At 42.5% G+C, this 26,588-nt stretch carries 24 protein-coding genes; 13 read left to right on the top strand and 11 right to left on the bottom strand.

From position 1 onward, the window contains the following. The first annotated feature begins 1 nt into the window (after window position 1). Complete coding sequence (locus MED121_RS07080) at window positions 2-280, top strand: addiction module antidote protein (protein ID WP_009832966.1); 279 nt, start codon at window positions 2-4, stop codon at window positions 278-280. 84 nt (window positions 281-364) lie between these two features. Here MED121_RS07080 and MED121_RS07075 read toward each other — a convergent pair whose 3' ends face one another. Next, window positions 365-1,618, bottom strand: a complete 1,254-nt coding sequence (locus tag MED121_RS07075) for an MFS transporter (protein WP_009832965.1) — start codon at window positions 1,616-1,618, stop codon at window positions 365-367. A gap of 93 nt (window positions 1,619-1,711) precedes the next feature. Here MED121_RS07075 and MED121_RS07070 point away from each other — a divergent pair, with 93 nt between their 5' ends. Beyond that, entirely contained in the window at window positions 1,712-3,532 is a 1,821-nt protein-coding gene (locus MED121_RS07070) for an ABC transporter substrate-binding protein (RefSeq protein ID WP_009832964.1), read from the top strand. 56 nt (window positions 3,533-3,588) lie between these two features. On the opposite strand, the gene MED121_RS07065 is transcribed toward MED121_RS07070, so the two are convergent. Beyond that, entirely contained in the window at window positions 3,589-4,008 is a 420-nt protein-coding gene (locus MED121_RS07065; RefSeq protein WP_009832963.1) for a secondary thiamine-phosphate synthase enzyme YjbQ, read from the bottom strand. A gap of 88 nt (window positions 4,009-4,096) precedes the next feature. Continuing rightward, window positions 4,097-5,008, bottom strand: a complete 912-nt coding sequence (locus tag MED121_RS07060) for a LysR family transcriptional regulator (RefSeq protein WP_009832962.1) — start codon at window positions 5,006-5,008, stop codon at window positions 4,097-4,099. 108 nt (window positions 5,009-5,116) lie between these two features. Between MED121_RS07060 and MED121_RS07055 the strand changes: the two genes are divergently transcribed. Then, window positions 5,117-6,289 (top strand): MFS transporter, encoded by a 1,173-nt coding sequence (locus MED121_RS07055; RefSeq protein ID WP_009832961.1) that lies wholly within the window; start codon window positions 5,117-5,119, stop codon window positions 6,287-6,289. A 9-nt stretch (window positions 6,290-6,298) separates the two neighbouring features. Here MED121_RS07055 and MED121_RS07050 read toward each other — a convergent pair whose 3' ends face one another. Next, window positions 6,299-7,171, bottom strand: a complete 873-nt coding sequence (locus MED121_RS07050; RefSeq protein WP_009832960.1) for a LysR family transcriptional regulator — start codon at window positions 7,169-7,171, stop codon at window positions 6,299-6,301. A gap of 648 nt (window positions 7,172-7,819) precedes the next feature. Between MED121_RS07050 and MED121_RS07045 the strand changes: the two genes are divergently transcribed. After that, window positions 7,820-9,553: a BCCT family transporter gene (locus MED121_RS07045; protein WP_009832959.1), complete on the top strand. Its 1,734-nt coding sequence runs from the start codon at window positions 7,820-7,822 to the stop codon at window positions 9,551-9,553. 126 nt (window positions 9,554-9,679) lie between these two features. Here MED121_RS07045 and MED121_RS07040 read toward each other — a convergent pair whose 3' ends face one another. Continuing rightward, the gene (locus MED121_RS07040) at window positions 9,680-10,951 is read right to left on the bottom strand and encodes an aminotransferase class V-fold PLP-dependent enzyme (protein ID WP_009832958.1); all 1,272 of its coding nucleotides are present in this window, start codon (window positions 10,949-10,951) and stop codon (window positions 9,680-9,682) included. A gap of 250 nt (window positions 10,952-11,201) precedes the next feature. Between MED121_RS07040 and MED121_RS07030 the strand changes: the two genes are divergently transcribed. Next, complete coding sequence (locus MED121_RS07030; RefSeq protein WP_009832956.1) at window positions 11,202-11,675, top strand: Lrp/AsnC family transcriptional regulator; 474 nt, start codon at window positions 11,202-11,204, stop codon at window positions 11,673-11,675. 69 nt (window positions 11,676-11,744) lie between these two features. Here the strand turns inward: MED121_RS07030 and MED121_RS07025 are convergent, their stop codons facing one another. Beyond that, window positions 11,745-11,966, bottom strand: coding sequence for a DeoR family transcriptional regulator (locus tag MED121_RS07025; protein ID WP_009832955.1), 222 nt, complete (start codon window positions 11,964-11,966; stop codon window positions 11,745-11,747). Further along, window positions 11,966-13,225, bottom strand: a complete 1,260-nt coding sequence (locus tag MED121_RS07020) for an MFS transporter (RefSeq protein ID WP_009832954.1) — start codon at window positions 13,223-13,225, stop codon at window positions 11,966-11,968. The genes MED121_RS07025 and MED121_RS07020 overlap by 1 nt, the downstream gene beginning before the upstream one ends. Before the next feature lie 159 nt (window positions 13,226-13,384). Here MED121_RS07020 and MED121_RS07015 point away from each other — a divergent pair, with 159 nt between their 5' ends. The 6 genes from MED121_RS07015 (at window position 13,385) to MED121_RS06990 (ending at window position 19,134) form a co-directional block, all read left to right on the top strand. Beyond that, window positions 13,385-14,290: an AraC family transcriptional regulator gene (locus MED121_RS07015; RefSeq protein WP_009832953.1), complete on the top strand. Its 906-nt coding sequence runs from the start codon at window positions 13,385-13,387 to the stop codon at window positions 14,288-14,290. A 152-nt stretch (window positions 14,291-14,442) separates the two neighbouring features. Then, the gene (locus tag MED121_RS07010; protein WP_009832952.1) at window positions 14,443-15,357 is read left to right on the top strand and encodes a LysR substrate-binding domain-containing protein; all 915 of its coding nucleotides are present in this window, start codon (window positions 14,443-14,445) and stop codon (window positions 15,355-15,357) included. A gap of 193 nt (window positions 15,358-15,550) precedes the next feature. Then, a complete protein-coding gene (gene dctP, locus MED121_RS07005) occupies window positions 15,551-16,585 on the top strand; it encodes a TRAP transporter substrate-binding protein DctP (protein ID WP_009832951.1) in 1,035 nt (344 codons plus the stop codon). A 38-nt stretch (window positions 16,586-16,623) separates the two neighbouring features. After that, the gene (locus MED121_RS07000; protein WP_009832950.1) at window positions 16,624-17,109 is read left to right on the top strand and encodes a TRAP transporter small permease; all 486 of its coding nucleotides are present in this window, start codon (window positions 16,624-16,626) and stop codon (window positions 17,107-17,109) included. Further along, window positions 17,103-18,380, top strand: coding sequence for a TRAP transporter large permease (locus MED121_RS06995; RefSeq protein ID WP_009832949.1), 1,278 nt, complete (start codon window positions 17,103-17,105; stop codon window positions 18,378-18,380). The genes MED121_RS07000 and MED121_RS06995 overlap by 7 nt, the downstream gene beginning before the upstream one ends. Window position 18,381: 1 nt before the next feature. Then, the gene (locus MED121_RS06990; protein ID WP_036178908.1) at window positions 18,382-19,134 is read left to right on the top strand and encodes a M15 family metallopeptidase; all 753 of its coding nucleotides are present in this window, start codon (window positions 18,382-18,384) and stop codon (window positions 19,132-19,134) included. A 98-nt stretch (window positions 19,135-19,232) separates the two neighbouring features. On the opposite strand, the gene MED121_RS06985 is transcribed toward MED121_RS06990, so the two are convergent. Continuing rightward, window positions 19,233-20,084 (bottom strand): SDR family oxidoreductase, encoded by an 852-nt coding sequence (locus tag MED121_RS06985; protein WP_009832947.1) that lies wholly within the window; start codon window positions 20,082-20,084, stop codon window positions 19,233-19,235. Window positions 20,085-20,240: 156 nt separating this feature from the next. On the opposite strand from MED121_RS06985, the gene MED121_RS06980 reads away from it, so the two are divergent. Then, window positions 20,241-21,137, top strand: coding sequence for a LysR family transcriptional regulator (locus tag MED121_RS06980; RefSeq protein WP_036178905.1), 897 nt, complete (start codon window positions 20,241-20,243; stop codon window positions 21,135-21,137). Window positions 21,138-21,582: 445 nt separating this feature from the next. Here MED121_RS06980 and MED121_RS06975 read toward each other — a convergent pair whose 3' ends face one another. The 3 genes from MED121_RS06975 to MED121_RS06965 form a co-directional block, all read right to left on the bottom strand. Further along, entirely contained in the window at window positions 21,583-22,386 is an 804-nt protein-coding gene (locus tag MED121_RS06975) for a LuxR C-terminal-related transcriptional regulator (RefSeq protein ID WP_009832945.1), read from the bottom strand. 96 nt (window positions 22,387-22,482) lie between these two features. After that, a complete protein-coding gene (locus MED121_RS06970) occupies window positions 22,483-23,871 on the bottom strand; it encodes an aspartate aminotransferase family protein (RefSeq protein WP_009832944.1) in 1,389 nt (462 codons plus the stop codon). A 246-nt stretch (window positions 23,872-24,117) separates the two neighbouring features. After that, window positions 24,118-24,837 (bottom strand): GntR family transcriptional regulator, encoded by a 720-nt coding sequence (locus MED121_RS06965; protein WP_009832943.1) that lies wholly within the window; start codon window positions 24,835-24,837, stop codon window positions 24,118-24,120. 220 nt (window positions 24,838-25,057) lie between these two features. On the opposite strand from MED121_RS06965, the gene MED121_RS06960 reads away from it, so the two are divergent. Beyond that, window positions 25,058-26,395, top strand: coding sequence for a glutamine synthetase family protein (locus MED121_RS06960; RefSeq protein ID WP_009832942.1), 1,338 nt, complete (start codon window positions 25,058-25,060; stop codon window positions 26,393-26,395). Window positions 26,396-26,588 lie beyond the last annotated feature (193 nt).

Raw genomic sequence — 26,588 nt, 5'->3', positions numbered from 1 at the left:
CATGTCTGAAAAAATAAGTTCATTTAATCCGTTTGATTATATGGAAAGCCAAGAAGAGGTGAGTACTTTTTTAAGAGAATGTTTGGCAGACGAGGACCCTAATGTCTTTGTTTCAGCATTAGGCCACCTTGTGAAAAAGCAGGGCGTTGCCAAAGTGGCTGCAGAAACAGGACTTAGTCGTGAAAGCCTTTATAAAACCTTTAATGGTAAGACTCAGCCTAAGTGGAGCACCATCTACAAGGTGACCAATGCCATAGGTCTTCATTTGGCGGTAGCGTAAGCTAAACTTGAAACCTTCACCCAGTTTGCACAACTCTGGGCTTCAACGCCTTTCATGGAAGCCGTTTTGTTAGCATATATGGCTCTACTCCAAATAACTGACTCTCGTCATAAATAAAGCCCCTGCAGTGATGGCTTGAACTACAAAGCACACGATAAATATCATATCTATACCATAGGCTGTAACCAGATATCCTGAACTGGCGAGCCCTGCTGGCATCAAGAGTTTAAAGAGAGAGCCTGTGATGCCTGTCACGCGTCCTAATTGATGCTCATCAAAGGCCTCTTGTCGGTAACTCCAAATGCAAATGTTGCCATAAAGTCCGACTGCGCTAACCCAAAAAAAGGCGAATAAAAGCGTCCAAGAATTGGTATAGATAAGTGGCATAATGAAACCAATCGATTCTAGAAAAATAGACACAATCAGCAGCAAGCCTATACCCATATGTTTGCGAACTCTATCTGCCGTAAAAGAGCCAATCAATCCGCCTATGCCAGAGGCGGCAACCAGATAACCAATTTCTAGATGAGACAGAGCTAGCGTGGCTTTGGCGTAGAAAATGGCCTGTATCCAAAAGATAGCCCCCGTGGTGTTGATGACCATTACCGCTAAGGTGATGTACCACATGTTTTTATTACGATAGAGAATGATAAAGCCGTCTTTTAAGGACGCCCAGATTGAGGCTTTAATCTGTGTTCTTGTGTCAGTTGTTTTAAGGCGATTAAGTTGAAAATAAGCAATCAAGTAAAAGAGGCAAACTAACAAAAAGACGTTATGTAGCGCTGACATAAGTAGCAAAGCACCTGATAAGACAGGCCCTATGGTCTCCAGCAAACTGTAGAGAGAACTCATGCGAGCTGTGGCTGTGTTTTGTAAGGATTGTGGTAACGCGTTCTTCATCATTCCCATGCGGGCATTGTGATAGCCATAGTTAAACGCCATCATCAAAAAAGCACAGGGAAAAAGGGCGATGAGAGGGTTATCAAGCCAGCGTACTGCTGAGTAAGAGATGACGAGCATGGCTATCTGGCCTAACAACATATATTGAGACCAACGTTTCTTATTAAACCTATCCACCCAGACACCAATAAAGAGCGCTAACAAGAGGTTAGGTAAAAACTCAACTGCTCGCATCCACCCCATCATTTGTGCTGATTGAGTCAGTTCATAGACAAGTAAGGGAAGGGCGATATCATAGATTTTTGCCCCAAAAGCGACAAAAAAGGCACTGGAAAATAGAATCAAAAAACGCTTGTTTTTCCATATGCTGGCCGTATTTTCGATCTGGTTATCCAGGTTGTTTGTTGTGTCATTTTGGGCTTGGCTGCTGCTTGCCATTGTTATCTTCCTTTTCAAGTTTGGCGGTTTCTTCTATTATCGAAATTAAAAGATGAAGAAAAATAGAAAGATAAGATAAGGATTTCACCTTTTATGCATTATTGGAAAGCACTGGCATTTTTAAGGTCTCGATTAATTTTGAACCAAGTCACTCAGCTCTCGTTAGATGAATTGACTCAAGCCCTAGGCTGTACACGTCGTAACGCTCAGCTCATTATAAAAAAGCTAGAAAAGGAAGGTTGGATTGAATGGCAAGCAGGCATTGGCCGTGGCAATTTACCTCGCATCAAACTGATCAAATCTTTGCATAAGGTTCTACAGGATCAAGCGGATGTTTTGATTAGCGAAAATAAGCTAGATCAAGCTTTGTTACTGATTGAAGAGACGCAAAGAGACGCGTTTTTAGTGTCTTACATAGAGCGTTATCAAAGTAAGGAAGAAGGTGAAAACCCTAATCAGGATATACTGCAAATACCCTTTTATCGGGGTACACACTGCCTTGACCCTGTCTATGTGGCCAGACGCACAGAAAGCCATATCACCTCTTATTTATACAGTAATCTACTCAGGTTTGATTCAATTAAAAACACCTATGAAGGTGATTTAGCGATTGATTGGAATCGAGATGGAAATACTTGGTTTTTCACCTTGAGAAAAGGGCTTAAATTCCATGATGCTAGTCCGCTTAAAGCGCAAGATGTTAAAGCCCATTTTGATCGGCTAAAAGCGGCAGAGCATCAAAATAGCCAATTGTTTAGCTGTATCAAAAAGGTGGAAGTGCGAGACCCGTTACGATTGGTGTTTCATATGCAATCACTGTCTGGGCATTTGCCTGCGTTACTCACAAATACCCCAGCAGGTATTACGAAAGAGGTCACGGATGACGAGAAAACAAACATTATCGGCAGCGGTAGTTTTGTCTTAACTGAGCAAAATAACTGGTTAACCAGACTCACTGCTTTTGAACAATATCATGGTCTTCGGCCTTGGGTGGATGGCATTGAAATTTGGAATATAGGTGATAAAGCAAAAGAGTTTAAACTTCATTGTGACCTAGTGCATCCGCATCAACTTGTTGAAATAGAAGAGAACCAAAGGCCTGAATTTGAACAAAAAGTTCAATGGGAAAAAGGCTGTGAATATGTCTTGATCAACGCCAACAGAAATCGCTGTCTAGGGGGTGAAGAAAGCCGGATTTTATTGCAGTCCTTACTAAAAGCCCTAGGCGTTCCAAAGGATATTTTAAAAAATAAAGGTGAGTTAGTAAGCTTCGCCACAGGCATGTTATCCATCCCTCAAGCGCCGCCTTACTCTTTACCTAAACTACAGGAAGAGACAGCGAAGCAAGTTGCAAAAGCTTTGCGAGAAAAGATATTTCTCAATCATAATGCTGGAGATGAAAGCCGTCGAGAAACAGCCAGTCAAGCAGATAGCCGTCTACAGATACTTACTTATCCACTACCGCAGCATATCGCTATGGCCCAATATTACTGTGAACAACTCAATAATTTGGGGCTAGTCTGTGACTATAAAGTAGAAGAATTCCCCATTTTTAGTCTCAATGAAACTCAAAGAAAAGCAGATATCATTATCTCAGGTGAAGTTTTTAGTGAAGCGCTAATGGATGTCAGCTGGGTAGGTTGGTTTAAAGGCTGTTCCGCCCTTGAAGCGTGTTTTACTTCAGCACAAAGACGGTGGCGTGATCATCAATTAGAGCAGGTATTTCAGCAAGAAAATGAAGCCGCTCGCTCAGCTTTATTCAACAAAATGGAAACTGAGCTGGTGGAGAAAGGTATTTATTTACCTCTTTTTCATGTTCAGCAGCAGCTTAATCAAGCGGATACGTTAAACCCCATGGAACTACTCGCTAACGGCTGGATTGATTTTAATACAGTGACTTTTAAAGGGCGTTAGAGACTGATCAAACCTTAATCGTTTTTGAAAGGCTAATGACACTTATGGGAAATGAGTTACTCTCCTTGCAGCGTCACCACGATTTTTCTTGGACCTCCATGGTCCCTGTGTTCACACAGATACACCCCTTGCCAAATACCTATGTTGAGCTTGCCATTAGAGATAGGCAGGCTTTGGCTTGCACCTAATAAGCTGGCTTTAATATGAGCCGGCATGTCGTCTGGACCTTCGTAAATATGCTCGTAATAGGGGGCGTTTTCAGGGGCTATCACATTGAAGTGAGATTCCATGTCCGTTCGCACACTTGGATCCGCATTTTCGTTGATGGTTAAGGAGGCTGAGGTGTGTTTGATGAACAAGTTCATCAAACCTATGTTGAGTTTTCTAAGCTCAGGCAATTGAGCCAGTAGCTCATCGGTAATTAGGTGAAAGCCTCGAGACTTGGCTTTAATGGTAATTTCTTTTTGAATCCACATAGTGAATAACCTTTTGTCAAATGTGTGTAAGGGTGACCAACTTTGCTATTTAAATAGAAAGTTACTTACTTTGAAGATGGGATTAGGCTTAGTGACTCATCATACTGAGTTGTATTTGATCTTGAGTATTTAGCGTCATTTCAGCAAATTTGCTCACTGCAGCACTATGATTTTTCTTATATTGTAGTTGTAGAGGGATTTGCGTAGTCACGCTTTTTAAATCGACAAAGTGGCAGCCTTCGCTATAGAGTTTGCTAATACATAAGGGGGCAATGGCAACACCAAACCCCGCTGCGACTTCTGTTAGTAAGGTTTGCATCTGCTTTGGCTGGCTGACCAAATTGGGAGAAAAACCTGCTTGTTTGCATTGCATGATGATCTCGTCAAAAAGTCCAATAGCTTCCTCCCTATTAAAAATAATAAAAGGTTCCGCTTTTAGTTCTGATAAGCCGACTTTGCTTTTGGTGGCAAGATGATGATTTTTATTCACAATAGCCACTAGTTTATCAATGTAAATATCATGGCAAAGGTACTCACTATTGAGTGTACTGGGTAAGGGGCGCGAAAAGGCAATATCGACCTCTTCGCTTTCTAATGCTTTTATTTGCTCTGTGACTGACATTTCAAACAAAGATACATGAATATGTGGGAAATGCGATTTATAAGTACGAACTAGGCCTGCCATAAATGAGAAACAAGCCGAGCTTAGATAGGCAATTTTAAGTGTTCCTAGTTGCCCCATATTAGCGAGCTCAGCACGTGCTTTTGCTTGTTCAGTGAGAGCAAGTATGGCTTTAGCATCATTTAATAATTGCTCACCTGCCTGAGTAATGGCGACATCTCTAGAGTTGCGATTAAACAAGTTAATACCTAGCTCAGACTCTAGTGCTGAAATATGACGACTAATGGCAGGTTGTACCGTATGTAGCTCATTTGCAGCGAGGGAAAAGCTCTTATGCTTTGCCACAGATACAAAGCTTTTTAATGTTTTAATGTCCAAGAGTCACCATAAATACAAAATTGGTATAGATTCTATAAAATAATATCATTTTTGTTATTGATAAAGAGAATTTATTCTAGCGGCATATTTTTAGAGGCAGAGAAAACTATGACGCAAGTTAAACAACCCCAAGCATTAACAAGGTTCATTTTATTGTTAATGACCAGTGCCATTGCAGCAACCGCAGCAAACTTATATTACAGCCAACCCATATTACCCCTGATCGCGGATGAGTTTAACTTGGCAGGATCTGAATTAGGCAGCATTCCTGCTTTTGCTCAGTTTGGTTATGCATTTGCCTTACTTTTTATTTCACCTTTGGGAGACTCAATAGTACGCAGACGGTTAATCGGTTTTCTATCCTGCTTGCTTGTTCTAGCTAGCGCAGTTGCTGTGCTCTCACCAAATTTAACGGTTCTATTATGTGCTGTCTTTTTTATCGGTGTGAGTGCCAATATTACGCAGCAATTGATTCCATTTGCGGCTTCTTTAGTCTCCTCTGAGCAAAAAGGTGCAACCCTAGGCACTTTAATGATGGGACTGACGATAGGTATTCTCTTATCAAGAACCTTGAGTGGATTTGTTGGAGAGCAATTTGGCTGGCGTAGTGTTTTCATTATGTCTGCATCTTTAGCAGTATTGTTTGGTGTATTGCTACGCATGTATTTACCGACAAATAAGCCACTAGCGAACCTAGGTTACTTGCAATTAATTAAGAGTACGCTAGCACTTTTAAAAACCCATAAATCACTCAAAATTTATACACTGGCAGGTGCCTTTTGGTTTGCGGCATTTAATGTACTTTGGGCAACCCTTGCTATTTACGTGAGTGATGCCCCTTTTAATTACAATGCTCAAGAAGCGGGCTTATTTGGTGTTATCGCGCTCGCGGGTGTCATAGGTGCTAAGTCATCTGGAAAGTGGGTTAATACTCTAGGTTCTAAAAAATTAGTCATGATGGTTTTGCTAATTGCTGCTTTAGGCTTTGTGATAACAGGCGTTTTTATTGGAAACCTGATTGCCTTAATTGTGGGTATTATTCTAATCGACTTTGCTATTTTCAGTGCGCAAGTGGCAAACCAAGTGCGTGTTTTTAGTATTAATCCAGCGGCTCAAAGCAGAATAAATGGTCTTTATATGCTTGGCTATTATCTCGGTGGTGCAATAGGTTCAGTGGCAGGTGTTAAGGCCTATGCGCTCTATCAATGGCCTGGTGTCGTGCTGGTCAGTATTTTATTCATTTTACTAAGTAGCCTGTTTAATTTTGTGGCTAAAAAATGATCCCTTAATTCATATATCACTATGGCCAGTGCCTATTTTCTTTGCCACCGAGTGTAAGCTCTTAATGGCGGCATCATAGAGTTCATTGTCTTCTGCTTTTTTGCGGTAGACGGCATAAACCGGTTGTAAGATGCTAGGTGCATCTTTGACTAGGTGAAACTCCTCACTGGCTAAGAGCTCTTTTGCGCGCCAAGCCTGAATGTACATAGAGCCTCCTTTCTCTTTTAAGTAGTTTATCGCCATAGTACCTAGGCCCATGGTGACGCCTTTGGCTTTGAGAAAAGGGACTTGTGAGGCGTGAGCGTTATGAAAGTTAGGACACCAGCCGATGTATACATACTTCTCTTTATCTAGCGTTTCTAGGTTGCAGGCTTGAGTCGACACTAAGACAAACTTGTCATCAAATAGCTTGATGATCTCTATGTCTAATAAAACACGAGGCTGATACATGACGGCAATATCTAGCAGATTATCAACGATCTGCTCCATCATGGACATGGAGTAATCCGACTCAAGATGCAGGGCAATGTTGGGATATTGCTCATGCATATCAATCACCCAGTTATTTACAAACTTGTCCCAAATACTAAATTGAGTGGAGAGGCGTAAAATCCCTTCATAGCCTCTTGGTAGTGCCAGCTCTTGCTGTGCTTGTCGCCATACTTCACAAATGTTGATGGCATACTGTTGAAACTTAACACCTGAGCTTGTAAGCTCGGCGCCAAATCGACCTCGCGTGAATAGCTCTACTCCTAATGACTTCTCTAGTGATCTAATTCTTGTACTGACTGCTGATTGGGTAATACAGAGCTCTTCTGAGCTGCGATTGAAGTTTCGAGTACTCGCCACACTCAAGAAGGTTTCTAGTTGAACGTAATTCATAACTCACCTTATCTAAGGAACAAAAATCTATCTTATATTTAGATTTAATTTGGGTTTTCAATATAAATAATCTATTGAATATTAACTGACTGGATGACGGAAAACTTGCTGAAAGGCGAATACAAGTTACTCAAAAGCACTCAATGCATGAGGTAGTGATACAAGAGTCGAGACTAGAAAAGAAGCTATGAAAAGAGACTATGAAAAGGGTGCGGTAATGAAACTTTGAGTGTGGGAGCTATGGGTTTGTAATACAGTAAATGTAATTAACAATCATTGATTGCGATCATAACTATAGAAACATTTCGTTATATTTCTGTTGAATGATCAGATATTTTCTAATGATAGCTGAGTTTTTTTCGGCTTAAGCGTCAATAAGTTAGACCCTTCGTCTAACTTATGAGCTTTATTCATCCAATCTTAGAGGTATCTTTGCATGTAAATGGTTAATCGAAAATTACTATATCAACCCACTCATAATCGACGGTTAGAAATTTGCGTCAAATCGGTGCAAATATAATCAGAAAAGCAGCACAAGAAATTAGCTTCTTAATACTTAATTAGTGGTAAATATTTTTCATCACTTTTCATTAGATAACGTAGCGGCTGTGACACAGATTACAAAAAAGCAATGAAAAAGGTGAATATATGTATAGTGACAAGGAGCTTGATAAGCTCATTGAAAAAAGAGGGATGCTAAAAGGGATAAATTCGACACTCGGCATCACGGCAATCGTGATGGTTTCAGTTTTTATTATTTACACGATATTGCTTGGCAAAACCGCAAGTGAACATTTTTTTGGGATCAAAACTTGGATTGAGCAAACCTTAGGTTGGTATTACATTGCGATAATGATGTTGGCCTTTCTGGTTTGTATGTTTGTTTTATTTTCTAAAGCAGGAAGAATTCGTTTAGGGCGAGATGATGAACGTCCTGAATTTTCAAATTTTGCTTGGTTCTCCATGCTGTTTGGGTGTGGTACCGGCGCCGGCATGCTTTTCTTCTCAATGTCAGAACCCCTTATCCACTTTGCCAGTGGCTGGAGTGGTGGTAACCCTTTTGTTAGCTCTGAAGTGAAGGGTGCTGTGGCCGCCTTCTTTGAAGCTAAACAAGCGGCATTAAATGCAGGTTTACTGCCAGGCGATGAAGGCTTTCCTATTCCCAATGACCTTGTTGCTGAAGCGGCTGCAGGTGGCTTAAAACTCACCGTATTTCACTGGGGTGCGGTTGCTTGGGCCATGTACGCAGTGGTTGGTTTATCGCTAGCTTATTTCTCTTTTAGAAAGGGTTTGCCTTTATCCATGCGTTCAGCACTTTATCCTTTAATCGGCGATAAAATTTACGGACTAATAGGACACGCTGTCGATATATTAGCGGTATTTGGTACCATTTTTGGTATTGCTACGACGCTTGGTCTAGGGGTTGAACAAATCGGTGCAGGGCTAGTGTCATTAGGTGTTCTGGCAGAAAAATCTCAAACAGTCACCATTATTTCTATTGTCCTTATTACTGTGATAGCAACCTTTTCGGCAACCACGGGGGTGGCGAAGGGTATCAAGCTGCTATCTGAACTAAATAGCTGGATCTGTTTGATTATTCTCGCGTTTTTCTTAATTGCGAGTAATGCGAACTATTTAATCGCAAGTACCTTAACTGGCCTTGGCGAATACATCTCTAGTGCCGTACACATGTCCCTATGGACAGCTCGCAGTGACGATGAGCGAACATGGCAGGGCGGTTGGACCATCTTCTATTGGGGTTGGTGGATTGCCTGGGCGGCTTTTGTTGGTATGTTTATCGCGCGCATTTCTCGTGGTAGAACGGTGCGTGAATTTGTACTTGGGGTCATGATTATTCCTACCCTAGTGTCCACTGTTTGGTTTGGTGTTATTGGCTCAGCAGGCATTTATGAGTCGCTTTATAGCGCAGATATGAGCATTTACAACACCGCTGTGAATAACTGGGATTACGCCGGAACCCTCTATACTGCCTTTGATGTGATTAGCCCTGGTGTGGTTGCGACTATTGCTAAAATCGCCGCTTTAGTCGTTGTGGTTGTCTTCTTTGTGACCTCTGCTGACTCTGGTACCTTGGTTCTGGGTCGTCTGTTAGCCTTTGGTAAAAGGCCGCCAATACAGCAGCGTATCATTTGGGGATGCATGCTAGGTGCGGTGACATTGGTGATCCTATTATTGGGTGGTAAAGAAGCATTAAAAGCGCTTCAAGCAGCCTCTATTGCAGGAGCATTGCCTTTTACCTTTGTCATTATTGCCATGTCGATTGGGTTAGTGAAATCTCTGATGGCAGAGAATAATGAACTGATAGAGAACGAAGAAAAAATGCAAGAAATCATTAATAAAGAAATTTCTGATTTGAGCTAATCTTCCTTTTGTTAGTAGCCAGCCACCTAACTAGGCGGCTGGCTACTAACATTTGTTTAAATGCATATTAGGCTCGTTTCAACGCAAATTAGCCTCGTTTAAACGCATGAAACAAACAAAAACCTACTAGTGCTTAGCAAAGTACTCCTGTAACAAACTAATCAATTTCTCGACTTCTTCAACCCTATTGTAGTGCGCCATGCTGATACGAATAATACCTTTGCTTAGGTCTTTAATTCCCATGGCTTCAAGTAAACGATAAGCATAAAAATGGCTGTTAGAAACGGCAATACCAGCCTCTCCCAAATAGGCTGTGATACTGGTAGGGCAATGCTCTAGAATCTCAAGCGCAAAGTTTGCTTCTCGCCCTTGCATGGTCTTTTTACCTAACAGCTTAACGGGTAAACCTTTGATGGCCTCTAAAAAAATAGTCCCCAGTTTGTCTTCATGGGCTTGCATGAGTTTGGCCATATCTTGCGCTTTTTCATAGCTATTTTTATCTTGCTCTATTGCGTGACCAAAGTGATGTTGGTGCATGCTTGAGAAGAAACTTTCTAAGCCAGCAAGGGCAGCAATCGAGCCATGATCAGGGCCTGCTGAATCGAGTAAACGCCAATTTTTGGTTTGCTCGTTAAAAAAGTGACACTGGGGAGTCAGTAGTGGCATAAAATCAGGTGCAATATACATGACGCCATGGTGAGTGCCGAAGGTTTTATAGGTACTAAAACAGTAGGCATCGACCTTGTAAGAGGGGATGTCTGGCCAGGTATGAGGGGCAAAAGACACCCCATCAACAACGACTTTGGCGCCCACTTTGTGAGCTAGGTCTGCAATCTCATTGATAGGATTTTCAGTGCCAATAATATTGGACGAGTGGGTCACGCTAACCAGCTTGGTTTTGGGGCTGAGCAAGCGCTTGAACACCTCTAATTCAAGCTCTCCTGTTGCTGGATCGACAGGCCAAAGTTTAAGGCTGATATTTTTCGCTTTGGCTAATCTCTCCCAACCGCCAATGTTAGATTCGTGATCTTGCTGGGTGACGATTATCTCATCCCCTTGATGAATAAATCCGGCGCAGGCTTGGCTTAGAGTATTAAAATTTTGGGTCGAAGAGGCACCGATAGTGATGGTGTCTTCATCTAGGCCGAGAAGGTCGGCAATGGCTTTACGACCCGCATCCATTTGTTCGCCAGCGGCCTTGCCAATGGGATTATTAGAATAAGGCTGCACCTTATTGTTTAGGTAAAAGTAGTTCAATCTCTCTATCACATCTTTCGTGGTAAAAGTCCCTGCGGCATTGTCAAAAAAGCCTTGGATGCTTGGATTCTCTAGTTGGAAAAAAGGAAACTGCTGTCTTGCGAATGTGACATCAAGGGTCGTCTTTGGCGCTGTTGTCATTGTCTTTCACCTTTTTAATTCATCAATAAGTGGGTTTGAAGGCCTTTCTTGTTCTTCGCTTATTTGTTTACTTACTCCTTGAAAAGTAAGTCTTTTATGGCGTTTCGTTTTGGCTTTTAGTAAGACCTTGTTATCATTTCTTGGCGTCTTCAAAGCTTGATTAAAGTATAGTTTGAGGGTTTGATGCCTTACATGACGCATTGCTGTTTTAATCTGTGATTTACCGACAAAGTGAAGGTGAAACCTAAATATGACTTACCATTTTAAAAAAGAGCCGGATGCCCTTGATTGGAAGATCTTAAGTGAGCTGCAAAAGGACGGCCGAATGTCTTTTTCTGAATTAAGTGAAAAGGTGTCGCTTTCAAGGCCTGCGGTTGCAGAAAGGGTAAAGCGTTTGGAAGAGGCCAATATCATCACAGGCTACAGCGCTAACATTAATTTAAAGCCCTTGGGTTATCCTATTTCTGCCTATTTGACTGTGTCTGTGAACCAAACCAAGTTTAAATCCGTGGTGGATTCGTTAAAGCAGATTCCTGAAATTACCGAATGTATTCGCCTTGCAGGTCAAGATGATATTATTGTGAAAATTGTGGCAAGTTCGGTGGAATACATTGCCAGTACGATAGATGGTTTATTAGAGACTCATCCAGACTGTAAGTATGTGACCTTTGTGGTGATGGAGTCTTTGTTAGAGCATGATGTGATTACGCTTTTTAAAAAATAAGTTTAGGCTTTGCTTTAGTAGAGCCTTCTAAGTTTGGTTTACCATTAACCTTTAAGTCGCCTCATGCTCTTATTCTCTACACCTTGCGCCATCGCTCGTTTGGCGTAATAAATTTGCTTCTTCTAGGGTAGTGAGATCTCGCACTATGGCCTTTTCAGAGATCTTAAAGCGCTGACTTAATTGATGCGAGGACACCTCGCCTTCTATTTCGACTAAGAAAAGAATCTTTTGTCTGCGCTCATTAGTGGCAATTAAAGCGCGCTTTTTAATCCCATTGTCTGTCTGCTTCATTAGGCCTCTCCTAATACTCCGTTATGTTTTTTCTCTTGGCTAAATCCCCTGAGCTTCTCTGTTGTTACAAGCAAACCAAGTGCCAAAATTAATAAGAGAACAGGGTATAAGGCGAAGGAGAAATAAGACACTAAACCCCCAATGAAGGGGGGAACCAAGGTTGTGCCTATGTATGCGCAGGCCATAGATAAACCTATGACTGCTTGTGACGCAGAGGCACTAAAGCGCTTTGGTGTCAGGTGTATGGTATTTGGATAAATTGGTGCGCAGCCCAACCCTATCAACATCAATCCAAAGGGGGAAAGCGCACTAGGAAGTGGCGAGATCAGTACTAGCACACCTAAAATAATGGTGATGACACCAAGGCGAATAAGGCCTTCTTCATTGAGTTTATGTATTGGCTTTTCTGAGCCTGTTGCAGCAACTTTTTCTGAGACTTTTCCCGAAACTTTTCCTGAGACTTTTCCTGAGATAAGGCCACATAAAAAACGACCAGATGTGATGCCTAGGTAGAAGACAGCGGTCCAAAAGGCAGCATCTTCTGGGCTAAAGCCTTTTTCGATACTTAAATAACTGGCAGCCCAGAGACCTGTGCCAACCTCAAGGGCGCAGTAGCAGAAGAACATGATGAGCTGAATCTTGACCCCAAAAATACCAAGAGCCTTTTTATTAGAAATATAAGGGGTAGAATCGGTTTCTTTTTGTTTCGCCGTGATAGCCTTTTTCCAAAGAGGCAAGCTTGCAAAGAGTATGATGACCAAGGCAAATTGAATTAGGGCAATGGTCATATAACCTTGTCGCCAGCCTTCATTTAGCATGAGGTAGTTCGCCATAATGAGCGGGCCTGCCGTAGCCCCGACACCCCAGAAAGAGTGTAGATAATTCATATGCTTAGATTCGTAGTTTTGCGCCACATAATTGTTTAATGCCGCATCCACTGCGCCAGCGCCTATGCCTAAGGGAATGGCTAGTAGCATTAAAGCTAAAGCAAAGTTCGCCATGCTAAAGCCCAGTAGGGCGCTTGCTGTTAATAGCACGCTAAAAGCAACCACCTTACCGATTCCAAATTGATTAATAAGCTTGGCTGTTATTAGGCTTGAAATGACAGTGCCTAAGCTGATCACTAGGGAAACGACACCTGCAAATTCAAGACTCGCATTGAGGTTTTGACTCATGATGGGCCAAGACGAGCCAAGTACCGCATCAGGGATTCCCAAGCTAATAAAGGCTAAATAAATAATCACAAGTAAAATGAGCATGGCGTTTGTTTCCGTTAAGCGCCTTGCCTTATAGCAAGAGCATTAAATTAATGAATTGGAATAACAATACTGCCAGTACTATTAAAAAAATATGTAAATGCTATTCTAAAATATAACAATCCTTCCAAATTTAGTTGTACTCAACTTGATGGCATAAGTATGCAAATTTATAAAATTGAAACAGATGAGAGCGGTAGAGAGCTTACCTCCCATGGAGCGAGTGACTTTCCTTGCGCTTCTTATGATGAGTGGTTTTCTAAATTCTTTGGCGGAGAAGTGCCTTGGCATTGGCATGATGAAGTTGAAATAGTGCTAGTGGTTGAAGGCAGTACCAAGGTGGAGTGCATAGGTAAGAGTGAGATCCTTACTGCCGGTGAGATGATCTTTGTGAATGCGGGGGCACTGCATAAGTTGACCAATAACGGCCCTGGTGATTGTCGTATCCTCAATGCGGTTTTTAACCCTCAAATGATAGGTGGCCAGAGCTTTAGCCGTATCTATAAAAAGCATGTGTTACCTGTGCTAAACAACAAACAATTGCTAAGTTATAAATTCTCACCTGAGCTTACTTGGCATCAAACTGTCATAGACGAGCTAAAAGCGGCTTTTGTGGTTTGGCAAAATGAAAGTGATGATTATGAGTTTGTGATGACCATGGCTTTGATGAAATTCTGGCACCTTTTTGGCGAGAATAAACCTGATATTTTGTCTAACGCTCAAGTGCCCAGTACCAATGAAAAGCGCTTACATGCCCTGCTTAATTATATCCATGACAACCACGGGACTCATATCAGTGTGGCTGACATTAGCCTTGCCGCAAACATTAGTGAAAGTGAGTGCTATCGCTTGTTTCGTAACGGGTTAAAAACGACGCCCAATAATTATCTGCTCAATTACCGTTTAAGAATTGCCGCACAAATGCTGGTGGAAAGTAATAAGGCCATCACCAAGGTCGCCTACGACACAGGCTTTAGTTGCCCTGCTTATTTTGCTAAAAAGTTTAAATTAGCCTTTGAGAAAACGCCTAAAAACTTTCGACAAGAAAGCCGTTTAGAAACGCACTAATAACTAAGGTTAGGTTCATATTTACTCAGCGAATGTGCTGTTAAGCTGTCCATAGAATATTAAATTCAATCGAATTTAGTTCTCTTTAGGTTATAGTTCGATCTAAACTCCTCTCTCTAATTCGGCTCAGTTTTTAGTTTCTAAGGTGATTTATGCATAAACTTCCGCCTCGTGCACTTGAGTATCTCAATGCCATCGCGCGTTATAAAACTCTTAGAAAAGCGGCCGCTAGGCTTAATGTAAACCCGTCTGCCGTGAGCCGTTTACTCTCTCAATTGGAAGAGAGTTTATTGCTTCCTCTTTGGGATAGAACCAATAGTCGTAATCCTATTACCCCAGCGGGCGAAGAGCTTCTGCAATATTATCGAAAGATGTGTGCCAGTGAACAAGCCACCTTGTCCCGCTTAGATGACATGCTTAATCTGCGCTCGGGCGAGGTGAGAATTGCTGTGGGCGAGGGGATCATAGGGGATTTAATCTCTTCTCCACTGCAATCCTTCTTAAAGAAACATAAGAATATCCAGCTCACTGTGGAAATGGCTGGCGCACAGGATGCGGTTAGCTTACTCGAAGAAGAGCATATTGATTTCGCTTTAACCTATGCCTCTGCGAACCATCCTAAATTACATTGCCATTTAGAAACTCAACATCCGTTAGAGTTAATCGTGCCACCAGGCCATGAACTGACTCAGTTAACAGGCCCAGTCACCTTTAAGTCAGTGGTAAAATACCCCATTGCTTTGATTGATAAATCTACGGGAATGGGCCGCTTAGTCACCTTGGCAGAAGAATTGAATCACTTTAAATTAACGCCAAGCTTACGGACTAACTCTGTTTCTGCCCTGAAAAATTATGTCATGTCTGGCCTAGGCATTTCCTTTATGCCAAGACTGACGATTTGGGAAGAGATAGAGCAAGGCAAGATAGAGGTTGTGCCTATTGATAACCCTGTTTTTGCAAAAGCCAAGGTTTGCGTGCTGAGCCTAGAGGGCCGAGAGCTGACACTTGCTGCCCAAGCCTTGCTTGATCACTTGTCTGAAACGATGCGTTTTTTGTCTGATACCTAATACCTAATGCCTAATACTAAAAATACTTTGTGCGCTGTCGCTTCTAATTTTAGTTTTTGTGCGTTGCTTAAAATGCAACAGTTTGGGGCTTGTGGTGTCAACAGCTCAAGTTTAGTTTGTAAAAGGTGGGCTACAAAATGATCAAAAATACACAGAAATATCAAACTGATAAAAATGCTTAGAGGAATCTAAAATGACGATTATAAAAAAAGTGTTTGGTGCAACTAGCGTCTTCAAATCCCTAGCTTTAGGTGCCGCACTTTCAACCTTATCTCTTGCTGTGAACGCTCAAACAATCAATTTGAGTTACAACGGCGCGCCAGATGCGAATAAAAATGCGGTACACCTTTTTGCTGAAAACTTGAAAACCTTAGTGTCAGAAAAAACACAAGGTGAGTTAGAGCTAAAACTTTACCCAAACAGCATGTTAGGAAATGAAGAGCAGCGAATGGAGCAGGTGTTAAATATCCCTAGCTTAAATATTGCTTCTTTCGGTGGCATCTCACCTTTGTTCCCTGAGATTTTTGTGAGTGCGATTCCTTTTATGTTCAGCGACTTTGATAAAGCACGCGAATTTTTTGATAAGGGTGACTATTGGAAAGCGGTTGAAAAAGACTTCTATGCTCGTACAGGTGGACACCTTTTGGCTGTAGTCGAAGAAGGTGGATTACTGGCTTTTACTAATAACAAAAAACCAATTAAATCCCCTAAAGACTTTGATGGTCTTAGGTTTCGTGCCATGGATAAAAGCCAAGTTGCACTATACAACGCATTTGGTGCATCCGGTACGCCGATTCCATGGACTGATGTTTATATGGGGTTAAAAATGGGGGTTGCTGATGGGCAAATGAACCCACCTATGTACATCATTTTGGGTAGTTTATACGAAGTACAAAAATATCTAACGCTGGCTAACATTCAGTATTCTGATCAGTTCTTGGTGGGTAATGATGAGCTTCTAAATAGTTTGTCTGCTTCTGAAAAAGCGGCTTTATTGGAAGCGGTAAAAGAAGCTAACGACATGAACCGTAAGTCAGTCGAAAGCAAGGTAAATGAGCGTATTGCTTACCTAGAAGAAAAGGGCATGCAGGTTTATAGACCAACCGCAGCTGAACTCGAAGAGTTTCGCCAAGTTGGCCAGCCGTCTTACTTTCAATGGTTGAAAGACGAGGGCATAGACCAGAAGTGGGTTGATCTTGCTCTAAAAGATGTTGGTTTTAATCAGTAATTTATTTGGTTAGGCGCTTCGGCGCCTTTGAGGCTGTTATGACCTTAGATATTATCCGATCAGGTATTTATCGCCTGTTAATGTCTTTATCCAAGACGATACTCGCTTTAAATGTGCTGCTGATACTCTACAGCGTGTTTACCCGCTATATTTTGAACTCTGCCCCTATCTGGTCGGATGAGCTGTCAAGGTACGCCATTATTGCCAGTGTAATGCTGATTATGTCCTGTGCCTATGTGGACGCAAGGCATATGAAGGTGTCCTTTCTGGAAGAAATGGTCAATGATTTTACCCGTCGTTTGATTAAATATTATCAGTGGTTTGTCGTGTTAGCGGTCGCCTTATTCTTTACCTTTATTAGCACTAAGTACTCCTTATCCATGGGACGTTTTACCAGTATGGGCTTAGGCGTCAGTAAAACCTTGCCTCTTCTGAGTATGCCGATTGGTTTTGCCGCTTTATTTTTAATGGTGTTATTACAAGGACCTTTTCCAACTAAGAAAAAAGAGGATGAGGCATGTTAACCGCCATTATTATTACCTTTTTAATTAATATCCTGCTGGGTATTCCGCTTTATATTTGCCTGATTCTCGCCTCGTTAGTTGGCTTTTATTTTATTGATTTTTCCCTTGCGTATCGCATGGTGCCACAGCAATTTTTTGGTGGTATAGACTCTTTTGCGCTCATGGCGATCCCGCTCTTTATATTGGCGGGTAACCTGATGAATTCTTCAGGCTTAACTTCTCAGCTCATCCGCTTGGCTAATTCTTTGGTTGGGCATTTACGTGGTGGTCTAGGCTATGTGAATGTGGTTTCCAGTGTCTTCTTTGCTGGCGTAAATGGCTCAGCAGTGGCTGATACTTCTGCCTTAGGTTCTTTGTTAGTGCCTGCCATGAAAAAAGAAGGTTATGCCACCAGTTATGCGGCAGGGTTAACCGCTGCTAGTTCCTTAATTGGGCCTATCATTCCGCCTAGTATTTTCATGATTCTCTATGCGTCATTAACCAATACATCCGTAGGGGATTTGTTTTTAGCGGGTGTGATTCCAGGCCTATTGTTAGGCGGCGCCTTCATTGTGATGAACTATCTCTATGTGAGAAAGGTGGGTCTTAAAAGCCAAACAGATAGATCCAGTCTGAAAGGCGTCTTAATTGCGCTTTGGTATTCTGCCCCGGCTTTGCTGGCGCCTTTTATTATAGTTGCCAGTATCGTATTTGGGTTTGTAACACCGACTGAATCCGGTGCACTGATTGTTGCCTATGCACTTTTGTTAGGCTTGTTAAACCGTAGTCTATCCATTAATAAGATTGGTGAGGCGATCGCAGATACCGCGATTTTAACTGGCAGTATCTTTGTCATTATTGCGGCATCCTCTGTGGTGAGTTGGTTATTAGCCTATGCTCAGTTACCTTCAGAGTTAGCGCTTTTATTAGCGCCTTTTAAAGAAAACCCCACCACCGTGTTGCTCATTATTAGTTTGATGACTTTCTTTATTGGCATGTTGATGGAAGAGGTTTCAGCGCTCATGCTGCTGACACCTGTCTTCTTTCCTGTGGCAATTGCCTCGGGTATCGACCCGATTCATTTTGGTGTCGTGATAACCGTGAATATTACAATCGCCCTGATCACGCCACCTATGGGAGCCTGTGTTTTTGTGGCCGCAGCGGTCAGTAAGCTAGATATTCTGGAGATGTTTAAGAGTATTTGGCCCTTTGTGTTAGTGGCAATCTGTGCCCAAATTCTGGTGATATCTTTGCCTAGCTTAACCTTGTTCTTACCAGGTGTTTTTAACTGATATGAAGCATTTAATAGAGACGCCAATCCCGAGTACCTCAGAGTTTTCTTGGGAGCTTTATAAAGAGATTCCGATACTTGATACTGGAGAAGACTTAATCCCTTTAAGCACATCGGATCAACTCGTGACTTATCCTTTTTACGCAAAAATGGGCATAGCCACCGCCATGCCAGAATGCTTTGTGCGAGAAGGGGTATTTGAAAAGTTGCATCAGGCAACCAAGCTTATTCCATCGAATATCAAGATAGTGGTGCTAGATGGCTGGCGTCCTTATTCGGTACAGCAGTACTTGTATGACACCCTGATTAATATTCTGAAGAAGAGTTTCCCAGATCACTCTGAAAGCCATTTGCATGAAAAAGCAAAGCGGCTGGTTTCACCACCCAGTGCAGATGTTAAATCGCCTAGTCCTCACCTTACGGGAGGCTCAGTAGATGTGACTCTATGTGATGAAATGGGGCGTTTTTTAGAGATGGGCACTCACTTTGATGAGGCCAATGAACGCTCTTGGACTGATGCCCTTGAAACTGAAAAAAGTGATAAAAGCAGGGCAAAAGAAAATCGACGTATCCTTTATCACGCCATGTTAGAGGTGGGGTTTACTAACCTGCCTAGTGAATGGTGGCATTATGATTTTGGTAATCAATTATGGGCCTATCGAACAGGCCAAGAAGAAGCCCTCTATGGATCAACTCGCCCAAGGGACATTATTAAACAATGGGAAAGCGAGATAGTAGAGAACAAGTTTATTTAAATTTAGGTTAAGCATCCTAATGAATTTCCGTTAGGTTTACGCCACGCTTTTTTACCCAAAAGCGTGGCGTTTTTTTAGGATAAAGCGCTTAAAAGCCTTTAAAGAGCGGCTTTAATCGACTCCTGAATCATGGTGGTTGGACGGCCAATTAGCTGGCTTAGAGTGTGGCTATCGTCGAACAAAGCACCTTCTAGCATTAGCGCATCAGAGTCTGCCAATACCGCTGCAAAGCCTTCAGGTAACCCAATTTCTACTAACATAGCGGTATAGTCCGCTTCGCTTAAACCTTGATAAACAATGGCTTGGCCTGTCTGCTTAGCTATCTCAGCGGCGTAGTCTGCTTGGGTAAAGGCTTGATCACCTGCTAGTTCATATACTTTGCCAATATGAGCCTGAGAGTCGGTGAGTACAACGGCAGCGGCTTCGGCATAATCAAGGCGAGCAGCAGGGGCTATTTTCCCTTCACCACCGGCACCCACAACGGCTTTGTGTTCTAGTACCGCCGCAAGGTTGCCTGTGTAGTTCTCGTTGTACCAGCCATTACGCAAGACAGTCGCAGGGATACCTGAGTCTTTAATTGCTTGCTCTGTGACCCTGTGTTCTTGGGCTAAAATCATTTTTGATGTGTCGGCTTTTAGCAGGCTGGTGTAAGCAAGAAAGCTCACTTGCGCTTCTTTCGCGGCATCAATAACCGCTTGGTGTTGCGGCGCTCTTTGGCCTATTTCACTACCAGAAATCAATAATAGCTTGTCTACGCCTTGTAACGCAGTTGCTAGCGTAGCAGCTTGGTTATAATCCGCTTTACGTACCTGAACCCCTTGTGCTTTGAGTGCCTCTGCTTTTTCTGGGCTTCGCACTAATGCAATCACTTGATCCGCAGAAATACGCTTAAGTAGTTCAGTAATGACCAACTGGCCTAGTTGTCCGTTTGCACCTGTTACAGCAATCATAATTTTCTCCGCCTATCTAATAAAGAGTTTGAATAAATCGTTTTGGTAAGTTGTTTTAGACAGAGCAGAATTTGCTCTGCCCTAGTAATGAAGCAAAGTATGGGGAATAATCTTTGTATCGAATAGATAGCTAAAACTTAATGGAGTGTTCGGGTTTTGAGTACAATTGATTTTTCACATCTTAAGCATATGGCGATCTTTGTCACAGTCGTAGAAGCAGGCAGCTTTGCTGCAGCCGCTCGTAAGCTTAACTCCAGTCGATCTAGAGTGAGCGAACAAGTTGCTCAGTTAGAAGCCGCTGCTGGTATGCGCTTATTACATAGGTCAACACGCCAACTGGCTTTAACCTCAGAAGGGGAAAAGGTGTATGCCAAGGCGAAAATCTTGCCTGAGCTTATCCATGAGATAGAAGCTGTCGCCTCCCCCGCGGAGCCAAGCGGCCGCGTGGCGATTAGTACTACCCATGATATTGCGATTAAGCATTTGATCCCTGTGTTGAATGAATTTCAGCGACGCTATCCTAAAGTACAAGTGGACCTGATTATTTCGGATCAGAAGCTGGATTTGATTGCTGAGCAAATCGACATTGCGATCCGAATCGGCCTGCCTAATGACGACTCCTTGATTGGCCGTGTCATGTATGAAGAGCGCTCCGCCTTATATGCAAGCCCTGCTTATCTGAAAGAACATGGCAGGCCTAAAACCTTAGGTGAACTTGCCCAACATAAGTGGGTGGTGATAAGTCAAATGAGCCAAAACGGCGAGCAAAGCCTGATTTATCAAGGCAAGCCTGTTCATATCAATCCGGCATACTATCAACTAACTAACTCGCCTTTAGTTGCCCAAAGTTTGACCTTAGCCGGTCATGGTATTAGCACCTTGTTACCTGTGACAGTGAAGGATGAATGTAAGGCGGGGCTGCTTGTGCCGATTGGATTAGGTGTGAGTGCTTTTAGTGCTGTTTTTACCTTAGTTTATCCGTCCCGCAAACAGGTACCAGCAAGAACTAGAGTTTTAATAGACTATCTGCTTGAGGTGCGTATGTTTGGCTGAAAAGCTGTTGAGTTCGGTTCTCTGTAAGAAAAGTATATTGTTAAAAGCCAACTCAAAATGCTCACTTATCTCGCACTTTTTTTTAGCCAAGTCCGCTTTTTTGTTGCCGTTTCTTTTCATCAAACCTTGCCTCATCTACGCTTACGACGCTTTTTGGTGGAATCACACTAGTTGTATTGAAAGGGCTGAAAAGCTTGTTATTTCTTATGAATGATTTTTGAGAAGGTATTCTTTGTTCTTTTCCACGGTGGTTTTAAAAACAATCTGAGCGAAGGTCAGACAAGGCAAGCTGTGACGAAAAATGTGAGCTTATAGTTATAAGTGAGCATTTTGAGAAGCAGCTTAACGAAGTATGGCCAATGATCAGGCGTTTTATCCTCCAAGGTGAGCATTTTGAGGAAAAGTTTAACGCAGCATGATCGATGATCAGACGTTTTAATCCAAATCAATGAGAGTCGAGCTCGTTCAAGTGTGCTAGGAAGAGGGTAAAGATCTCCGACTGCGTCGAGGTATCGAGTCGAGTATGTATATTCTTCCTATGTACCTTAACCGTGCCTAAACTAATATTTAGTTGGTTAGCGATCACTTTCGATGAATGGCCTTGTAATATAAGGCCTGAGATCTCTTGCTCGCGTTTTGTGAGTATGCCTCGGCCAAAGCTGCTAAGGGCCTGTTTCATAACGCTGTCGGACTTTTCGTACTGCACATATTCATGGGATTGAGATAACCAGAATTGTCTCACTAGGGAGGCAATAACAGGGAAGATATCTTGTAGATGGTGCATCTCATTACGTGTGATTGTGCCAAGGCTGGTCTTGCGATTTAGGGAGATAGCAAAGGTGACTTTCTCGTCCAGATGTATGATGAGGTTGACCTCATCCACTAGGTCAAAATTCTTATAACAGGTTTGGTAATACTCTGTTTGATCAAAGGAGTCTGGGGCGATTTCGGCCAATCGACTCACACCTTCATTTGCGCCACTTTGTATCTTGTTGAAAAGCGGGTCCAAGATAAAGGCTTTATTAATATATTGGTGCAGGGTTGGGCTTTGCTGAGCTGGGTCAGTAGGGAAGAGCATAATGGGTTTAAAAGACTTTTTATAGGTCACCATGAGGGCGCTGTTAAAGTGGCATTGGGTCTCTAAAAAGTCGGCTAGGGCTTTAGGAAAACTGCGCAGGCGGATATGGTCAATGAGTGTGGCAAGATCCTTATGAAGTGAATCATTGTCTTGAGCGTATCTATTTTGCATGGCAGTTTTCTCATTTTATTAATGCATGAGCCGTCTAGTCCTCCTTTTACTATAACGACTTTCATTAGAATTACGCCCTGTAATTCTTGTTTGAGTTTATTTATCTCTGACATCGGCCAAGGTGAGATTAAAGCAGTGGCGGGCTTTTTCGCATAACTCGTCGACTTCTTCATGGCTAATGACAAGGGGTGGTGACAGTACCATTCGGCTATCCACAGCACGCATAATTAAGCCATTTTCAAAGCAGTGATCACGGCAAATTAAGCCTACATCCAGTTCATCGCCAAAGAAGGTTTTACTGTCTTTATTTTTTACTAGGGCAATACCTGCAACGAGTCCAACCCCTTCAATATGGCCAACAAGTGGGTGATTTTCTAACACGCTTCTAAGTTGTTTTTGAAAGTAAGGGCCTATGTCATCTTTCACATATTGCACTATGTTTTCTTGCTTCATCAGACGGATGTTTTCGAGTGCCACAGCCGCAGCGACAGGGTGGCCGGAATAAGTATAACCATGGTTAAAGTCATCATCATGGGCGAGCAGTGTTTGGCTGATGCGCTTTCCTACTGCCACAGCCGCAATCGGCAGATAGCCAGAAGACAGGCCTTTTGCCATGGAGATAATGTCTGGTTTGATATTAAAGGTATCGCTACCAAACCAACCGCCAGTGCGGCCAAAACCACAGATAACTTCATCGACTGCCAATAAAATATCGTACTTTTGGCAAATTCTTTGAATCTCAGGCCAGTAACTTGCTGGTGGTACTATGACACCGCCAGCCCCTTGAATAGGCTCAGCAATAAAGGCGGCAACACGATGGGCACCAAGGGTAAGAATCTTTTCTTCTAGTGCTTGAGCACAGACAAGGCCAAACTCATCAGGTGCCATATCGCCCGCTTCGCCATACCAGTAAGGTTGGCAAATACGTTCGATATCAGGTACTAAAGGCGCACCTTGTTTATGCATGCCACTCATGCCGCCTAAACTCGTGCCAGCGAGTGTACTGCCGTGATAGGCATTTTCACGGCTGATGATAATGCTTTTTTCTGGTTGCTCTTTTAGCACCCAATGGTGTCTTACTAGGCGTAAAATGGTATCGATCGCTTCTGAACCAGAGTTGGCAAAAAAGATGTGATCCAAGCCTTCAGGTGTAATGCTGGCAATTTCTTTCGCCAGTTTCGCAACAGGTAAGTGGGTCGTTTGGAAGAAAGTATTGTAAAAAGGCAGTTGCTGCATTTGTTTAGTGGCAGCATCCACTAACTCTTGGCGACCATAACCCATATTGACGCACCAAAGCCCAGCCATGCCATCTAGCATCTTATTGCCATCTTGATCCCACACATAAATGCCTTGGGCTTTATCGATAACACGAGCGCCTTTGTCATTGAGTGCTTGGCTATTGGTAAAGGGGTGAAGATGGTGTGTGGCATCCATTTCCTGCACATCTTGTCTGCTAAAAGTCACTGTGTTGTTCTGGTCTAGCATCACTTACTCCTCGGGCAAAGCCACGCAAAGGTTGTCGCTGTTTTATTCTGTTATTGGATGAAATTTGATGGATATTTAATCTAATATGGCTTCATTTTGTGATCACAAAATTTAAAAGTCAAACAAAAATATTGAAAAACTGAATGCGTCTCTTGTATTTCAACTATTGGCTAACGAGAGAGAAAGGGGAATAAAAAAAGGGTTTAAAATTGATTTTAGAAGAGAAATAAAGCCGTAAAAGAGTGATTAATTACGGCCTGCATAGGCGCATTCTTCGATAAAGTGGTGCAGCCTTTCTGGGGTAGAAACAAAGGCTATGCCTTCGCGAATATCGGCATTGATGGCGAGCTGTAATGCAAGGGCATCTTTGTTCTCTATGGCTTTCATGGCTTCGTCATGACGGTCTATCACATAGTGCTCTTTAAGGTGACGGCTAGCTAAACTCAAAAATGGGCCAAGCTGTAACCAAAGACTTTCAATGAGTGGCATGCTGATTTGATGGGGGTTAGCAGTGTAAAGCGCACGGTGGAAGTCTTGGTTTAAGAGGTTGATCCTTTCTAAGTCGCCTTCTTCTTGGGCCGCATCAATGAGTCGGTCTAACTCTCTCAACGTCTTTAATTTAGGGCTGTCTATATAGGGTAAGGCGCGAGAAGCCGCATGGGATTCAAGTGCCATTCTGGCTTCGCAAAGCTCAGTGAATTTCATCGCTGTCATATTAGGCACCATGACCCGACGATTATCTTTTATCTCTAATGCATTTTCTGTTGCAAGCTGGCGTAGTGCTTCACGTACCGGCATAGGGCTAACCCCTAATATACCTGCTAACTCTCTTATGGTAAGTGCTCGTCCCGGTAAGATCTGCCCATTCATGACGGCATGGCGTAATGTTTCATATACCCATTTAGAGATAGTTACACTTTCATCTCGTTCAGTTAAGGTAAATTTTATCGGTGATTTCTTATCCATAGTTTTTATATTTCTGGCTAAATTTCATCATATTCTAAAGCGATCATCTTATTGGTTGAATCTTTATTTTGAAAAAATAACAGAAGATGACCAATATTACATAAAAGCCATTGCTGAGTGTATTTGTGATCACGAAAGTAGTAGTGTGAATTATAACATTACAAAATGACATAAAGTTTCGCACTCATGCTGCGACAAAGATTATTAGAGAGAATCTAAAATGCCTGTTCATAGCGAAAAAGAATTCGATCTGTTTATTACTGATTTAAACGGTAACTTACGTGGTAAGCGCATGCCTGCCAACTCAATCAATAAAGTGATGGAAGAGGGGGTTAAATTACCTCGTTCTGTGATCGGTTTTGATTTTTGGGGCGATGATGTACTGGACAATGGTTTGGTATTTGAAACCGGTGATAGTGATGGTATTTGTATGCCAGTACACGATGAGCCTGTCCCTGTCTCTTGGGCAGAATCCCCGCGCGCACAAATACTGGCTACCATGTTTAATCCAGACGGAACGCCTTTTGGCGCTGATCCAAGACAGGTATTAGCAGGTGTGGTTGATAAGTTTAAAGCGCTGGGTTTGACCCCTGTGGTTGCGACTGAGCTTGAATTCTATTTGATGGATGCAAAATCTGAAGAAACCCAGCGCCCACAGCCACCGGTTTTAGTTGAGGGGCACGGTCGTCGTTTGATCGAAACTGACTGTTATTCTATTGATGAAATGGATGGTTTATCCGCTTTCTTTGCAGAAGTACGAAAAGTTTGCGAAGAGCAAGGTGTGCCTGCTGACACCATTATTTCTGAACTTGGCCCTGGTCAGTTTGAGATTAACTTAGAGCATGTTGATAACCCTATGCTAGCAGGTGATCAGGCGATTATGTTTAAGCGTCTTGTCAAAGGTCTTGCACGTAAACATGGCCATCTTGCTACCTTTATGGCGAAACCTTATGCCAAGAAGAGTGGTAATGGCTTTCATGTGCATTTCAGCCTGTTAAATGAAGCCGGTGATAATGTGTTTGATAATGGTGGTGAAGAAGGTACGGATGTCCTTAAACATGCTGTTGCAGGGTTGATGCATACCATGGCAGATAGCATGCTTGCGTTTGCGCCCCATATGAATTCATATCGTCGCTTTATGGTCGGTGCCCATGCACCAACCTGTGCCAGCTGGGGATATGAAAACCGTACCGTGGCGATTCGTATTCCTGATAGTCCCAATGTGGCCCGTCGAATTGAACACAGGGTGTCAGGTGCGGATGCTAACCCTTATCTTGTGCTGGCGACCATTCTTGCTGGAGCGCTTTATGGGATCGAGAATAAGTTGATGCCACCTTCGCCGATTACAGGTGATGCCTATACCGAAGTTAACCCTGCCCTAGTTTTGCCCAATAAATGGGACGATGCCACCGAGAGCTTCTTTAAAAGCGATGTATTAAGAGAGTATTTGGGTGAAGAGTTTGTCCGTGTTTTCACTGCTGCTAAGCGTCAGGAACAGAGGAAACTACATGAACAGATTTCAGATATTGAGTATGAATCTTACCTAGGGTATTTATAAAATCTTCATTTAAAAACAGTTTTAACTTATTAAGGCGTTGAATTAAAAGGTTTTTTCAAAATACCCTTAAAGGGGTATATAGATATAAAAAGGGCTGGCGTAAATTTAATACAAGATACAAATTGTGTCTAAGAAGAGGCGTAAGTGAATACTCTTCTTGCCTAATAATAAAAATAATTGGTGTTTAGATGAG

Origin of the sequence: Marinomonas sp. MED121, from assembly GCF_000153025.1 — a bacterium.
In the GTDB taxonomy this organism is placed as follows: domain Bacteria; phylum Pseudomonadota; class Gammaproteobacteria; order Pseudomonadales; family Marinomonadaceae; genus Marinomonas.
The sequence above is the reverse complement of the archived record's forward strand: the minus strand, read 5'-3'. Positions and strand labels throughout refer to the sequence as shown.

Coding starts and splice junctions, on each gene's coding strand:
- MED121_RS07080 (WP_009832966.1), top strand. CDS start 2: ATGTCTGAAAAAATAAGTTCATTTAATCCGTTTGATTATATGGAAAGC.
- MED121_RS07075 (WP_009832965.1), bottom strand. CDS start 1,618: ATGGCAAGCAGCAGCCAAGCCCAAAATGACACAACAAACAACCTGGAT.
- MED121_RS07070 (WP_009832964.1), top strand. CDS start 1,712: ATGCATTATTGGAAAGCACTGGCATTTTTAAGGTCTCGATTAATTTTG.
- MED121_RS07065 (WP_009832963.1), bottom strand. CDS start 4,008: ATGTGGATTCAAAAAGAAATTACCATTAAAGCCAAGTCTCGAGGCTTT.
- MED121_RS07055 (WP_009832961.1), top strand. CDS start 5,117: ATGACGCAAGTTAAACAACCCCAAGCATTAACAAGGTTCATTTTATTG.
- MED121_RS07050 (WP_009832960.1), bottom strand. CDS start 7,171: ATGAATTACGTTCAACTAGAAACCTTCTTGAGTGTGGCGAGTACTCGA.
- MED121_RS07045 (WP_009832959.1), top strand. CDS start 7,820: ATGTATAGTGACAAGGAGCTTGATAAGCTCATTGAAAAAAGAGGGATG.
- MED121_RS07040 (WP_009832958.1), bottom strand. CDS start 10,951: ATGACAACAGCGCCAAAGACGACCCTTGATGTCACATTCGCAAGACAG.
- MED121_RS07030 (WP_009832956.1), top strand. CDS start 11,202: ATGACTTACCATTTTAAAAAAGAGCCGGATGCCCTTGATTGGAAGATC.
- MED121_RS07025 (WP_009832955.1), bottom strand. CDS start 11,966: ATGAAGCAGACAGACAATGGGATTAAAAAGCGCGCTTTAATTGCCACT.
- MED121_RS07020 (WP_009832954.1), bottom strand. CDS start 13,225: ATGCTCATTTTACTTGTGATTATTTATTTAGCCTTTATTAGCTTGGGA.
- MED121_RS07015 (WP_009832953.1), top strand. CDS start 13,385: ATGCAAATTTATAAAATTGAAACAGATGAGAGCGGTAGAGAGCTTACC.
- MED121_RS07010 (WP_009832952.1), top strand. CDS start 14,443: ATGCATAAACTTCCGCCTCGTGCACTTGAGTATCTCAATGCCATCGCG.
- dctP (WP_009832951.1), top strand. CDS start 15,551: ATGACGATTATAAAAAAAGTGTTTGGTGCAACTAGCGTCTTCAAATCC.
- MED121_RS07000 (WP_009832950.1), top strand. CDS start 16,624: ATGACCTTAGATATTATCCGATCAGGTATTTATCGCCTGTTAATGTCT.
- MED121_RS06995 (WP_009832949.1), top strand. CDS start 17,103: ATGTTAACCGCCATTATTATTACCTTTTTAATTAATATCCTGCTGGGT.
- MED121_RS06990 (WP_036178908.1), top strand. CDS start 18,382: ATGAAGCATTTAATAGAGACGCCAATCCCGAGTACCTCAGAGTTTTCT.
- MED121_RS06985 (WP_009832947.1), bottom strand. CDS start 20,084: ATGATTGCTGTAACAGGTGCAAACGGACAACTAGGCCAGTTGGTCATT.
- MED121_RS06975 (WP_009832945.1), bottom strand. CDS start 22,386: ATGCAAAATAGATACGCTCAAGACAATGATTCACTTCATAAGGATCTT.
- MED121_RS06970 (WP_009832944.1), bottom strand. CDS start 23,871: ATGCTAGACCAGAACAACACAGTGACTTTTAGCAGACAAGATGTGCAG.
- MED121_RS06965 (WP_009832943.1), bottom strand. CDS start 24,837: ATGGATAAGAAATCACCGATAAAATTTACCTTAACTGAACGAGATGAA.
- MED121_RS06960 (WP_009832942.1), top strand. CDS start 25,058: ATGCCTGTTCATAGCGAAAAAGAATTCGATCTGTTTATTACTGATTTA.